Origin of the sequence: Cryobacterium sp. MP_3.1, assembly GCF_035984795.1 — a bacterium.
In the GTDB taxonomy this organism is placed as follows: domain Bacteria; phylum Actinomycetota; class Actinomycetes; order Actinomycetales; family Microbacteriaceae; genus Cryobacterium; species Cryobacterium zongtaii.
The window spans coordinates 11,790-24,256 of sequence record NZ_JAXCHV010000008.1; the positions used below are offsets into that span (position 1 = coordinate 11,790).

Consider the following 12,467-nt stretch of genomic DNA (forward strand, 5'->3'; position numbering starts at 1 on the left):
TTCATCAGCCGCTTCGAGCGTCGCCACCGTGCGACGCCCGAAGCGGCTGCGGTCGTTGTGGTTGCTCGCCGCGCTCGGGGTACTCGCCCTGCTGATGCTGGCCTCGATCACCATCGGCTCCCGCGCGGTGGGCTGGGCTGACATCGTGGCCGCGCTCGGCGGCGGGGTCGACGGGTTCGATCAGGCGGCCGTGGCCACCCGCATCCCGCGCACCCTGCTGGCCGTCGTCGCCGGGGCCGCCCTGGGAATGTCCGGCGCGGTGATGCAGGGCGTGACCCGCAACCCGCTGGCCGACCCGGGCATCCTGGGCGTGAACGTGGGCGCGGCACTGGCCGTGGTCAGCGGCATGGCCTACTTCGGGCTCACGTCCGCCTCGTCGATGATCTGGGTCGCGATCGTCGGCGCCGGGATCACCGCCGTGTTCGTTTATACGATCGGGTCGCTCGGCCGCGGCGGCTCCACCCCGCTCAAACTGGCGCTGGCGGGTGCGGCCACCTCCGCGGCGCTGGCCTCATTCGTCACCGCCGTGGTTCTGCCCCGCAACGACATCGCCGGCGGGGTGCGGTCCTGGCAGATCGGCGGCGTCGGCGGCGCCACGATGGAGAGCATCCGCCAGGTGGCACCGTTTCTCCTGGTGGGTTTCGTGCTCTGCTTCCTCTCCGCCCGGGCGCTCAACTCGCTCGCACTCGGCGACGACCTCGCCGCCGGGCTGGGCGAACGCGTGGCCGTGGCCCGCGGAGCCGCCGCGCTCGGCGCCGTCGTGCTGTGCGGCGCGATCACGGCCGTGGCCGGGCCGATCGGCTTCGTCGGACTCGTCGTGCCGCACTCCTGCCGGCTGCTGGTGGGCGTTGACCACCGCTGGCTGCTGCCGTTCTCCGCGGTGCTTGGCGCCGCGCTGCTCACCGGCGCCGACGTGCTCGGCCGCATCGTGGCGCGGCCCAGCGAGATCGATGTTGGCATCATCACTGCCCTGATCGGCGCCCCGTTCTTCATCTACATCGTGCGCCGACGCAAAGTGCGTGAGCTGTGAGCACCGCCATCGCCGTGAGGCCGCTGTCGACAGCGGATGCCGTGGCTCGCGGCCGCGCGCGCCGCGGCATCCGTCGTCGCCGGGTGATCACCGTGCTGGCGCTGGCGATCGCCGTCGGCTACCTCGTCAGCCTCATGGTCGGCCAGACCATTTACTCCCCCGCCGAGGTGCTCGCCGTGATGCTCGGCCAGGAGGTGCCCGGCGCCGGTTTCACCGTGGGCCGGCTGCGGCTGCCGCGGGCGACCCTGGCCGTGCTGGCCGGGCTGTGTTTCGGGCTGGGCGGGGTGACCTTCCAGACCATGCTGCGGAACCCCCTGGCGAGCCCCGACATCATCGGCATCAGCTCGGGCGCCAGCGCCGCGGCCGCGTTCGCAATCATCGTGCTGGGGCTGGGTTCGACCGCGGTGTCGGTGGTCGCGATCGTGTGTGGGCTGGCCGTGGCGCTGGCCGTCTACGCGCTCGCGTACAAGGGCGGCGTGGCCGGCACCCGGCTCATTCTGATCGGCATCGGTGTGGCCGCGATGCTCGACAGCATGACCGCGTACGTGCTCTCCCAGGCCGCCGAGTGGGACCTGCAGGTGGCCATGCGCTGGCTCACCGGCAGCCTGAACGGCAGCACCTGGGCGCAGACCCTGCCGGTACTGGCCGCGCTGGTGGTGCTCGCGCCGGTGTTGCTCGGCCAGTCCCGCAACCTGTCGATGAGCCAGCTCGGTGACGACACCGCATCCGCTCTGGGGGTGCGGGTGGAGCGGTCCCGGGTGATTCTGATCGTCGCCGCGGTGGGACTGATCGCGTTCGCGACCGCCGCTGCCGGGCCGATCGCGTTCGTGGCGTTCCTGGCCGGGCCGATCGCATCGCGGATCGTGGGGCCGGGCGTCTCGCTGCTCGTGCCGGCCGCTCTGGTGGGCGCGCTGCTCGTACTGGTGGGCGACTTCGCCGGCCAGTACGCGTTCGGCACCCGGTTCCCGGTGGGCGTCGTCACCGGCGTGCTCGGGGCGCCGTACCTGATCTACCTCATCATCCGCACCAACCGCGCCGGAGGCTCCCTGTGACACTCATGCATACCCTCACGGTGGAGAACCTCACCCTCGGCTACGGCGACCGCACCGTGATCGACGGCCTCGACCTGGTCGTGCCGACCGGCCGGATCACCGCGATCGTCGGCGCGAACGCCTGCGGCAAGTCCACCCTGCTGCGCTCGATGTCGCGGCTGCTGGTGCCGCGCGGCGGCCAGGTGCTGCTCGACGGCACCCAGGTGCACCGGATGCCCGCCAAGGAGCTGGCCCGCACGCTGGGGCTGCTGCCCCAGTCGCCGATCGCGCCAGAGGGCATCACCGTGGCCGACCTGGTCGGCCGGGGCCGCAACCCGCACCAGCGGATGTTCTCCCGCTGGAGCGCTGCGGACGACGAGGCCGTGGCCGCGGCGCTGGACGCCACCGACACCGCGTCGTTGGCCGACCGGTCCGTCGACGAACTCTCCGGCGGGCAGCGCCAGCGGGTGTGGATCGCGATGGCGCTGGCCCAGCAGACCGACCTGCTGTTGCTCGACGAGCCGACGACGTTCCTCGACGTGAGTCACCAGGTGGAGGTGCTCGACCTGCTCACCGACCTCAACCGGGCCCGCGGCACCACCATCGTGATGGTGCTGCACGACCTCAACCTCGCCGCCCGGTACGCCGACCACCTCATCGCTCTGGCGGATGGCCGGGTGCACGCGGTGGGCGAGCCGCACGAGGTGCTCACCGAGGAGACCGTGCAGGCGGTCTTCGGGCTGTCGAGCCGGGTGCTGGTCGACCCGACGTCGGGACGCCCGATGATGCTGCCGATCGGGCGGCACAACGTGGTGGTGCCGGTCTAGCGCTCGTCTCGGGGTCGAGCTCGTCGAGGCCACGGTCGGCCCGAGGTATGCGGGTCACTCACCCCGGCTGAACGTCAAAGACGCTCACCGGAGCACCGTCGCCGGTGAACAACGACGGCCCGCGCACAACCTGCCGGGCCGTGGGCCGGATCGCGGTCAGGCGGTGCCGGGCGCGGTGCTCCTCGAAGGCGAGCAGGTGCAGGTATCCGGCGGCGGCCTCGTCGACCGCGGTCGGCTCGGTGGCGGATGCGGCGGCGAAGGTGACCTCGACGCGGCGCGGCAGAGTGCCGGCCACCGCGGTGACCGTGCTCCCGGTGCTCGTGTGCACGGTCTCCTCGATGCGCGCGCGGGCGATCGAGTCGAGGCCGGCCCCGCCGGCGCGGGCCAGGAGCATCTGCCCGCTGGCGTTCCGGACTCCGGTGTCGGGCACCGCGGTCCAGCACACGGTGGCCGGCTCGGCCCCGAGGTCGGTCAGTGCGTCTCGCAGGGCCCCCTCGATGGCGGGCATGTCCACGGCCAGCCCGGTGAAGGTCTCGACGCGACCCTCGGCATCCTCGGGGAGGTCGAGATCGACGATGACGCCGACCCAGTCTTGGGCGGCGGCGGGAGTGCTGTGGGCGATGAAGTCGTCGGGGTCGAAGCTGCTGATCTTCTCGGCCACGGCCAGGGAGAAGTCCTCCAGGTGCCGCCGCAGCGCCACGGTCTGCCGCCACCGGTCGAAGGGGAAGTCCGGTGCCGAGGCCAGTTCGGCCAGCGGCACCTGGGCGCGGCGCAGGAGGTCGACGGTCGCGCCGTGTTGGAGCTGCTGCCGGGCGTAGTAGCGGTACCCCGACCCGGGGTCGACCCACGCCGGCGTCACGATCCCCCGCTCGGCGTAGAGCCTGAGTGCCTTGGCGGTGAGTCCGGTCATAGCCTGGAATTCGCCGGCGGTCAGGTCATCGGTCATGGTGCTCCTGGCTCTGGATGAATGGGTGTCTCCCCATCATGGGCGTCGCCCCTGGGGCGAGGTCAAGCCGGTCGCGGGTCTCGACGAGCTCGACCGACGCAAGGGTGACGTGTCGAGGTCGGGTTGCCGGGTTTCGATGAGCACGTGCGACGAGTCACTGGAGGACCGCGACACCGGTCTGGGCCTAGGGTCCTTCCCAACCTCCCCTGCTAAGGTCGCTCCCTGGCCGCGCCGCCACTCGGGCGTGCGAGCCGGTCAACCAGAGCGAGGTATGGCACGTGAGAATCCCCCAGTCCCGAGGTCCGGTGAGCGCCGCCCTGCTCGAGCTCCTCACGACTTCTCCTACTGCGGCCGAGACCGACCTCGCCACAACGCTGCGCGAGCTCACCGCCAAAGCCCTGGGCGAAACCGCCGACATTCTGCAGGACGATGACCTGCAGACCGCCCTGTTCCTGGCCTACGAGCTGCGCTACAGCGGCCTGCGCGGCATCGACGACGACTGGGAATGGCACCCCGAGGTGCTGGCGCTCTGCGCCGGCATCGAACTCGAGTTTGAGAAGGCCTTGCGCGAACGCGCCCCGATGCCCGAGCTGCCCGCCCCCGGCGTGGAGAGTGTCGCCGCCGCCCTGTTCGAGCTCACCGGTTCGGACACCGGGCCGAGCGTCTCGCGGTACCTGGCGAAGAAGGCCACCGACGAACAGGCGCACGAGTTCCTCATCCTGCGCTCGATCTACCAGCTCAAGGAGGCCGACCCGCACAGCTGGGCGATCCCGCGCCTGCGCAGCCGGGCGAAGGCCGCGCTGGTGGAGATTCAGGCCGACGAGTACGGCGGTGGCCGGTTCGACCGCATGCACTCCGAGCTGTTCGCCCGCACGATGCGCGGCGTGGGCCTGGACGCCACCAACGGTCACTACGTCGACGTGGTGCCGGCGATCACGCTGGCCTCCAGCAACATGATGACGATGTTCGGTTCCCACCGGCGGATGCGTGGCGCCATCGCCGGGCACCTCGCCGCGTTCGAGATGACCTCGTCCCAGCCCAACCGGCTCTACGGCAACGGGTTCCGTCGGCTCGGCTACGACAAGGACGTCACCTTCTACTTCGACGAACACGTCGAAGCGGATGCTGTGCACGAGCAGATCGCGGCCCGCGACCTGGCCGGCTCCCTGGCCACCGACGAACCCGAGCTGCTCGAAGACGTGTTCTTCGGGGCTGCCGCCGGGCTCTTTGTCGACGGCCTGGCCGGCACCCAGCAGCTCGACGCCTGGACCGCCGGCACGTCGGCGCTGCGCGTTGCTGACACCGCGAGCCTGCCGGCATGACCGAGCCCGACGAGCAACCCGCCCAGCGGTGGGACGACCAGTGGGCCGATCAGCCCGCTGCCGGTGCGGACGAGCCCGTGAGCATCACCGCGTACCCCAATGGTCCCCTGCTGGTGCGCGGCACCTTCGAAATCCGCACTCCCACCGGCGAGGTGATCCCGCCGCGGCGGAAGACCGTGGCACTCTGCCGCTGCGGGGTGTCGACGCTCAAGCCCTTCTGCGACGGCAGCCACAAGGCGATCGGGTTCAAGACCGAGCAGGAACCACCAGCCCCGCAGCCGCCGCTGACCGACTGATCGGTCGCTCGTTGTGGCATGCTGAGGCACCGGCGAGACCAGGCACGACCTCAGGGGGACACCATGACCGAGCTCGCACCCGCGGGATGGTACGACGACACGACCGACGCCGAGCAGCTCCGGTGGTGGACGGGCACCGCCTGGACGGATGCGCGAGCACCGCGCCAGCCGGCCCCGACCGCCGAGGTGGCCGCCGAATCGCCCACCGAATCGGAGCCGGCCGCGGTGCCCGTGCCGCTCCCCTACGGGCCGGCATCGGTCACCGGAGCGCCCGCCGCATACCCGGTCTCGGCCACCGGGCTGCCCGTCGCAGCTTCGACCACCGCACCCGGCCGACTGAAGCAGCTGCGCACCAATAACCCATTCGCGTTCTTCAGCATGATCATCGGCCTGATGAGCCTGATGCTCAATCTCCTGGGCCTGCCGGCCATCGCGGCCCTCGTCCTGGGCATCCTGGGCGTGGTGCGCAGCCGCACGCTGGCGCGGGCGGGCGCACCGATCACCGGTCTGGTCGTGTCGATCGTCGGGATCGTGCTGGCGGCGCTGGTCACCCTGCGCTTCGGCACGACCATGATCACATTCATGGCGCACGTCTACGCATAGGGCATCCGGCACCCCCTCGACACGACAGCATTGTTCTACTAACATTGCAAACATGTTGTTTCGTGTGGATCCGGCCTCGACGGTCTCGCTGGCCGAGCAACTCGCCGTGCAGGTGCGAGCCGGCGTCGCCGACGGCAGCCTCGCCCCCGGTACCCGGCTGCCGCCGGCCCGGGAGCTGGCCAGCGCGCTCGACATCAACATGCACACGGTGTTACGCGCCTACAAGCAGCTGCGAGACGACGGGATCCTCGAGATGCGTCAGGGCCGCGGCGCGTCGGTGCGCGCGGATGCCGGCGCCGGCACCGTGCGCCTCGTCGAACTCGCCGACGCGCTGCTCGCCGAGGCGCGCAAACTGGGGGTCGCCCTGCCCGACGTCCTCACCCTGATCCAGACGAGAGGCTGACCCATGCCCACCCAGACCATCCCCGAGGCCACCCCCGCGCTCACCCCGCACGCCACCGGGCGGGAACGGTTCGCCGCCGCCACGCTCTGGCTGCCGGTGGTCACCATCTCGCTGACCGCCACGCTCTGGTACGACCGGCTGCCGGCCGTGCTGCCCAAGCAGTGGAACGGCGCGGAGGTCACCTCGACTGCCGGCACCGAGGTCATGATCGGCATCACGGGCACCATCGCGCTGTTGGCCGCTCTGGCCGGGCTGGTCGCTCTCTCCGACGCCGCAGCTGACATCCGTCGTGGCCTGGTTCTCGCCGCCGGATGCGCCGCCGGGCTAGCCGCAGGCGTCTGGTTGGTAGTCGCCGGCCTGGTCATCGTCACCGGCTCGCCCGAACCGGAGGCGGGCGCGTGGCCGCTGCTCACGCTGCTGGCCCTCGGCTACGGGTTGATCCCCTTCGCGCTGTCACCGCGACGCCCGCACCGGCGCGAACTCGCGGCCCCCGCTCACCCGGCCACGGTACCGCTGGGCGCGACCGAGTCCGGCGCCTGGTTCACCACCGTGACCGTGCCGATGTTCCACTGGCTGGCCGGCGGCCTGGCCCTCGGCGCCGTCGGTCTGGCGGTCTTCAGCGCCCTCGAGAGCGGCGCCGGTTCGGGCGGGGTCCTCACGCTCCTGCTGGTGGCCGGCATCTGCCTCACCTTCGCACGGCTGCGAGTCAGCGTGGATCGTCGGGGCCTGCGGGTGGTCTCGAGCCTGTTGCGGCTGCCGATCAAGCAGATCACCCTCGACCAGGTCGCCTCGGCGCGGGCCGAGATCATCCGCCCGCTCGAGTGGGGCGGCTGGGGCTACCGGATTCTGCCCGGCCGCTCGGCCGTGGTGCTCACGGGCGGACCCGGCATCGTCGTCGAGCGACACAACGGCACCCTCTTCGCCGTGACCGTGCCCGACCCCGAGCTGCCCGCCGCGCTCCTCACCACCCTCGCGGCGCGCTGACCCCCGCCCGCCTGCGTTCTCGTTTGCGGACTTCCCGCCTGCGCAGCGCCAACGAAGGGGGATGTCCGCAATTGAGTGACGGCGGTACCGCAACCCGCACGGCTCGGGCACCGTCATCCGTCAAGAGTGAGAGCGGCTCACTGGTACGTTCAAGGTATGTGTCGCCGCCGCCACCAGGTGCTGCTCCGACACGATCCAAAGAAAGCAGTCAGATGGTCGCAGTCGGGGAACGATCCACGTTGAACAGAGCCGGTCACAGGATGGCCTCGGTCGGATCTGCCATGCTGACCCGACCCGCGGGCGTGCTCGAGGGCACTCGGTGGCTTTTCACCTGGCTCGCGCTGCTGTCGTTGGTGTTCAGCCTGCCGGGTATCATCCCCAACGTCACGGCAAGCCGGTTAGACCTGCTGCTCGCGGTGCTATCCACGGTTGCCCTGTTCGGCTCCTGGATCTACAGCCTGATGCGGCCGCGGGTGCCGTTCGTCCTCGAGGTGCTCGACGCCATGGCCCTGACCGCGCTTGCCTTGGCCGGGCCGGTGCCCTTGGCTGCGGCCCCGCTTTTCTTCGCCGCCGCCTGGTTGCGCACCCTCTACAGCACGCCGTTGCGGTCGGCATTTCGCGGTGCGCTTTACACCGGTGCGGTGCTGACCCTCACGCTGCTCTGGCCGCTCACGCCCGGCCACGCCACAGTTCCGGACCTGGCCCGTCAGGCCGCCACGGTCTCGATCATGCTGTTGGTCATTGTGGTGGCGGAGCAGCTGCGCACCGTGCTGCAGGCCAACGACTGGGCCATCGAACGTGACAAGGCACTCACCCAGACCGGTGCAAGGCTGCTCGGCATGACCGACGCCGACGCGATCCGTCTGCTGTCTTGGACCACAGCCGGCGAGCTGGGTGCCACCACCCCCGGGTTGCGGGTGCTCAAGGTGGTCCGCCACGAGGACCAGTTGCTCGTCGGCGACCGCACTGGCGACTTCATCGTGCCGCCGCCGGCTTCGTTTCCCGGCGATGTGTTGCAGAGCATCGGAACCAAGGGCGAGGCGCGAATCGTGCGGACCGGACCGCTTGACGACGCGGCGGGCTTGCCGTTGCTCTGGGAATGCGTGTCACTCACCGAACAAGAGGACGACGCATGGCTGCTCGTCGGCGCGCCGAAACGCATTCCCGATGGCACCATCCTGTCAGTGCGCAGCCTGGTGAACCAGGTGAACCTGGCGCTGCGCAACAGCCGCTCGCACCATCAGCTCACCAAGCAGGCGCAGCACGACACCCTCACCGGACTCGACAACCGGCTCTCCTTCACCTCCCAGCTCGGTGCCCTCCTCGCCCGCACCGACACCACCGAGGGTCTGCACGTGTTGTTCCTCGACCTTGACGACTTCAAGGACGTCAACGACCACCTGGGGCACCGCGCCGGCGACGCGGTTCTCACCGAAGTGGCCGTGCGGCTGCGGCAGTGCACCCGACCGCAGGACATCTGCTCTCGGCTGGGCGGGGACGAGTTCGCGGTGGTACTCACCGGCACCACGGATGCCGCAGCCGAGGCGATCGCGCAGCGGATGGTGGGGTCACTGGCCGCGCCCATCATCGTGGAAGGGCGGCCCTGCCGGGTGGGCGCGAGCGTGGGGGTCGCCACCGCTACCCCCGGCACGAACCTCGATGAGCTCGTGCATCAGGCCGACGTGGCGATGTACGCCGCCAAGGCCCACGGCAAGGGCCAGGTCCAGCTGTACCGGCCGGGCCTCCTGCAGGGCGAGTCCGCTCTGGTGTCCTTCGAACGGCAGCTGGGCCGGGCCGCCGGCGGCGGCCAGCTCGAGGTGTACTACCAGCCGATCGTGTCCCTGCCCGGGCTGCACTGCACCGGGGCCGAGGCGCTCGTGCGGTGGCGGCATCCGGAGCGGGGCCTCCTGATGCCGTGCGACTTCATTCCGCTGGCCGAAACCTCCGGCGCCATCCTGGGCATCGGCGCGTTTGTGCTCCGGCGTTCCTGCACGGATGCCGTGACCTGGCCGGAGGTGCGGCCGGGCGTGCGGATGACGGTGAACGTGAACATCTCCGCGCGGGAGCTCGAGAGCGATCACTTCGTGGACTCCGTGCTCTGGTGCCTGGCCGACAGCGGGCTGCCCGCCCAACGTCTGGTGCTCGAGCTCACCGAGACCGTGGTGCTGGAGTCGACCGCGGCGGTGGAGCGGCTGAAGGCGCTCGCCGCCCACGGCATCCGCGTGGCCATCGACGACTTCGGCACCGGCTACTCGTCCCTGGCGACGCTGCGGTCGCTGCCGATCTCGGTGGTCAAGCTCGACGCGAGTTTTGTCTCCGGTGCGCTGAGCAACTCGGTGGACCGCACGGTGGTGGAGGCCATCGTGCAGATGAGCGCGAAGCTGGGCATCGACACCATCGCCGAGGGTGTGGAGCGGCTGGACCAGCAGGAGCTGCTGGCGCAGATCGGCACCGACGCGGTGCAGGGGCACCTGTACTGCTCGGCGGTGCCGCTGGCCGAGCTGCGTGAGTGGCTGGCCCGCACCGGCACTCCCCCGCTGGTGGAGCCCGTCGCTCACGTCGAGACCCCGTAAGCCAACCTCAAGGCGCGCCCACCCGTTGGTCGAGCGTGTCGAGACCCGGCAAGCCGACAGCCCAACGCGAGGCCGACGAAACATCCGTCAGCTGCTGGGCAGCACCTCGTAGCTGGACTGGGTGAAGCCCGCGCCGAGCTCGCGCGTGCCCACGTGCCGCAGGTGCACGTCGCCGTCGAGCGGGCCGAACAGCGGGATGCCCGTGCCGAGCAGCACCGGGGCGCGGGTGATGGTGATTTCGCGGATCAGCCCGGCGCGCAGAAAGCTCTGGATGGTGCGGCCACCGTCGACGTACACCCGGCGGCGGCCCTCCGCGACGAGGGTGGCGATCACATCATCGAGCGTGGCGTGTGCGGTGGTGTCCGGCTCGTCTTCGGCGTCGAAGCTGCGCAACAGGGTGCGGCTGAGCACAAGCACCCGCTTGCCGGTATAGGGCCAGTCGACGAAGCCGCGCACGGTGTCGAAGGTGGCACGGCCCACGACGAGGGCATCGACGCTGGCGAAGAACTCGTCGTAACCGGTCTCGCCCAGGGCGTCGCCGGCGGCGACGAGCCAGTCGAAGTCGCCGTTCTCGCGGGCGATGAAGCCGTCGAGGCTGGTGCCCACGAACACGCAGCCGATCAGGGGCGGGACAGCGCCGCCCGGCTCAGAGGTGGGGGTCATGCCAGCACGGTAGCAGCGGCCGCCGACACAGGCGAGGGGTGTGGCGGCTACCGGTCCGCCCGCGAACCATTCGAACGCATCCTGAGTTCGTCGACGCTTCGGCACACGGTACGGTCAGCATATGGATCGGATGCACCACATGTCGCACGGGGGTGACCTGCAGCCGGAATTCCTGGACGACGAGCACCCGCGGGCAATGGGCGACTTCGAGGCCGCCCAGGGCGCCCGGAACCTGGGCTTCCGCAACCGTCGGCTGAAGCTGGCCGCGATCGGCGGCTTGATCATGGCCACCGGTCTGGTCGTGCACTTTCTGACCGAGGGCATCGTCGGCGATTTTGTCGGCGACGCGCTCTACGCGGTCCTGGTGTACCTGGTTGTGTCGATTGTCGCGGTGCGCCGGCCCAGCCGGCAGGTGGCGATCGTCGCGATCCTGATCTGCGTGGCCGTCGAGCTCCTGCAGCTCACCGGCGTGCCCAGCAGCCTCGCCGAGCTCTTCGCTCCGATGCGGTACCTGCTCGGCACCACGTTCAACTCTTTCGACCTGGTCGCCTACGTCATCGGTGTGCTGGCGGCCACGGCCGTGAGCACCTGGCGGAAGCCGGACTGACGCCGGCCGAGCATCCGCTAGCAGGCGGACTCACGCCGACCTGACCATCCGTTATTGGCCGGACTGTCGCCGAATTCGCGGTTTGCGCCGCCTCAGCCGGCCAGCAGGGCCTGCGCCGCGAGTAGCGCTCCGCCCACCGACCCCGCGCACAGCGCCGTCGTTCCGGTGGCGGCCCAGAACACCCGGCGAACCCGGGCCCGACGCACCTGCCCGTCGAGCGCCGCGAAACGTGTCATCACATCCGCCGGGGCCGGGGTCGGATGCTGCCGCCAGGTGGCCGGGCTGTCCAGGATCACCACGGCCTCGGCGATCTCGTCGTCGCTGAGCACCGGCTGCAGCTTGAGCAGCCACCGGCGCAGGGTGCGGGCATCGAGCACCTTCACCTGCACGGGTTTGTCGCGGAAGGTGATCTGCTTGGGGTCGACGAGAGCGATCACCGGTTGCACCGGCGCGACCAGCGGCATCCGCTCACGCAGCACCGTGGTGACCCGCTCGGCCTCGTGCTCGGCTGCGGGCAGGTAGGCCTTCTTGTGGCCGGAGACGGTGACGGTGCGGGTGCCCACCCAGATGTGTTTGCCGCAGTGGTGCTTGGTGTTGATGGTGAAGATGCCGCCGGGGCCCACCAGGATGTGGTCGATGTCGGTGTCGTTCTTGCCGATCGGCACGGCGTGGAAGGCGGTCCAGTCCGGGGGCAGGGTGGCGAGCATCTTGCCGACCGTGATCTCGCCCTGCGCGCCGAGATACCAGCTCACGCTCTCGGGGCAAAGCGGCGACTGGCCGAACAGCCGGGCCACCCTGGTGCGCGGTGGCACCGCGGATTGGCGGGACAGGAGGTGTTCGATGACCAACTGAGCAGCGATGCGGTTGCGCATCGCGGGTGGGTGCAGGGTCACGTTGCTCCTTTGGACGCGCCCGGACGCGGCTGCGCCAGGGAGACCGGGTGGGCCGGGCGGTCGCGCCGGGACCACCACTCGGATGTGCGCCGCTTCGGGGCGTGCAGACCATCCAGGGAGCGGTGCGGGCGGGGCACCCACCACGTTCGGTGGTTCGAGGTTAGCGACCCGACAGGCCCCGGCGGCACCCCCATTGTGGGTGGCGGCGCACAGCGGATGCGCGTGCGCCCGGCCCGCCGCGCGGCAAACCCGCGCGGGCGCGCACAACTGTTGCCCGTGCGGACATTTG

At 70.6% G+C, this 12,467-nt stretch carries 13 protein-coding genes; 10 read left to right on the forward strand and 3 right to left on the reverse strand.

The window, feature by feature from the left end:
• Nucleotides 1-28 precede the first annotated feature (28 nt).
• From RCH12_RS07040 to RCH12_RS07050, 3 genes are read left to right on the forward strand one after another with little or no spacing between them, the layout of a single operon-like run.
• On the forward strand, nucleotides 29-1,030 hold the full coding sequence (locus tag RCH12_RS07040; protein WP_327016460.1) for a FecCD family ABC transporter permease: 1,002 nt from the start codon (nucleotides 29-31) through the stop codon (nucleotides 1,028-1,030).
• The gene (locus RCH12_RS07045; RefSeq protein WP_327016461.1) at nucleotides 1,027-2,082 is read left to right on the forward strand and encodes a FecCD family ABC transporter permease; all 1,056 of its coding nucleotides are present in this window, start codon (nucleotides 1,027-1,029) and stop codon (nucleotides 2,080-2,082) included. The genes RCH12_RS07040 and RCH12_RS07045 overlap by 4 nt, the downstream gene beginning before the upstream one ends.
• Complete coding sequence (locus RCH12_RS07050; RefSeq protein ID WP_327016462.1) at nucleotides 2,079-2,888, forward strand: ABC transporter ATP-binding protein; 810 nt, start codon at nucleotides 2,079-2,081, stop codon at nucleotides 2,886-2,888. The genes RCH12_RS07045 and RCH12_RS07050 overlap by 4 nt, the downstream gene beginning before the upstream one ends.
• A gap of 58 nt (nucleotides 2,889-2,946) precedes the next feature.
• On the opposite strand, the gene RCH12_RS07055 is transcribed toward RCH12_RS07050, so the two are convergent.
• Nucleotides 2,947-3,834 carry a MerR family transcriptional regulator gene (locus tag RCH12_RS07055; protein ID WP_327016463.1) on the reverse strand — a complete coding sequence of 296 codons (888 nt, stop codon included), beginning with the start codon at nucleotides 3,832-3,834 and terminating at the stop codon, nucleotides 2,947-2,949.
• Between the two features lie 278 nt (nucleotides 3,835-4,112).
• On the opposite strand from RCH12_RS07055, the gene RCH12_RS07060 reads away from it, so the two are divergent.
• The 6 genes from RCH12_RS07060 to RCH12_RS07085 all read left to right on the forward strand — a co-directional run bounded on the left by RCH12_RS07060 (nucleotide 4,113) and on the right by RCH12_RS07085 (nucleotide 10,015).
• Nucleotides 4,113-5,156 carry an iron-containing redox enzyme family protein gene (locus RCH12_RS07060; protein WP_207795432.1) on the forward strand — a complete coding sequence of 348 codons (1,044 nt, stop codon included), beginning with the start codon at nucleotides 4,113-4,115 and terminating at the stop codon, nucleotides 5,154-5,156.
• A complete protein-coding gene (locus RCH12_RS07065) occupies nucleotides 5,153-5,452 on the forward strand; it encodes a CDGSH iron-sulfur domain-containing protein (RefSeq protein ID WP_103430137.1) in 300 nt (99 codons plus the stop codon). The genes RCH12_RS07060 and RCH12_RS07065 overlap by 4 nt, the downstream gene beginning before the upstream one ends.
• A 63-nt stretch (nucleotides 5,453-5,515) precedes the next feature.
• Nucleotides 5,516-6,055, forward strand: a complete 540-nt coding sequence (locus RCH12_RS07070) for a DUF2510 domain-containing protein (protein WP_327016464.1) — start codon at nucleotides 5,516-5,518, stop codon at nucleotides 6,053-6,055.
• Between the two features lie 52 nt (nucleotides 6,056-6,107).
• Nucleotides 6,108-6,458: a GntR family transcriptional regulator gene (locus tag RCH12_RS07075; RefSeq protein ID WP_103430139.1), complete on the forward strand. Its 351-nt coding sequence runs from the start codon at nucleotides 6,108-6,110 to the stop codon at nucleotides 6,456-6,458.
• A 3-nt stretch (nucleotides 6,459-6,461) separates the two neighbouring features.
• Complete coding sequence (locus tag RCH12_RS07080) at nucleotides 6,462-7,442, forward strand: hypothetical protein (protein ID WP_327016465.1); 981 nt, start codon at nucleotides 6,462-6,464, stop codon at nucleotides 7,440-7,442.
• Between the two features lie 281 nt (nucleotides 7,443-7,723).
• Nucleotides 7,724-10,015, forward strand: coding sequence for a putative bifunctional diguanylate cyclase/phosphodiesterase (locus tag RCH12_RS07085; RefSeq protein ID WP_327016466.1), 2,292 nt, complete (start codon nucleotides 7,724-7,726; stop codon nucleotides 10,013-10,015).
• Between the two features lie 87 nt (nucleotides 10,016-10,102).
• Here RCH12_RS07085 and RCH12_RS07090 read toward each other — a convergent pair whose 3' ends face one another.
• Nucleotides 10,103-10,678: a dihydrofolate reductase family protein gene (locus tag RCH12_RS07090; RefSeq protein WP_103430142.1), complete on the reverse strand. Its 576-nt coding sequence runs from the start codon at nucleotides 10,676-10,678 to the stop codon at nucleotides 10,103-10,105.
• A gap of 139 nt (nucleotides 10,679-10,817) precedes the next feature.
• Between RCH12_RS07090 and RCH12_RS07095 the strand changes: the two genes are divergently transcribed.
• Nucleotides 10,818-11,285: a ribosomal maturation YjgA family protein gene (locus RCH12_RS07095; RefSeq protein WP_327016467.1), complete on the forward strand. Its 468-nt coding sequence runs from the start codon at nucleotides 10,818-10,820 to the stop codon at nucleotides 11,283-11,285.
• A 92-nt stretch (nucleotides 11,286-11,377) separates the two neighbouring features.
• Here RCH12_RS07095 and RCH12_RS07100 read toward each other — a convergent pair whose 3' ends face one another.
• Nucleotides 11,378-12,178 carry a nuclease-related domain-containing protein gene (locus RCH12_RS07100; RefSeq protein ID WP_327016468.1) on the reverse strand — a complete coding sequence of 267 codons (801 nt, stop codon included), beginning with the start codon at nucleotides 12,176-12,178 and terminating at the stop codon, nucleotides 11,378-11,380.
• Nucleotides 12,179-12,467: the final 289 nt, after the last annotated feature.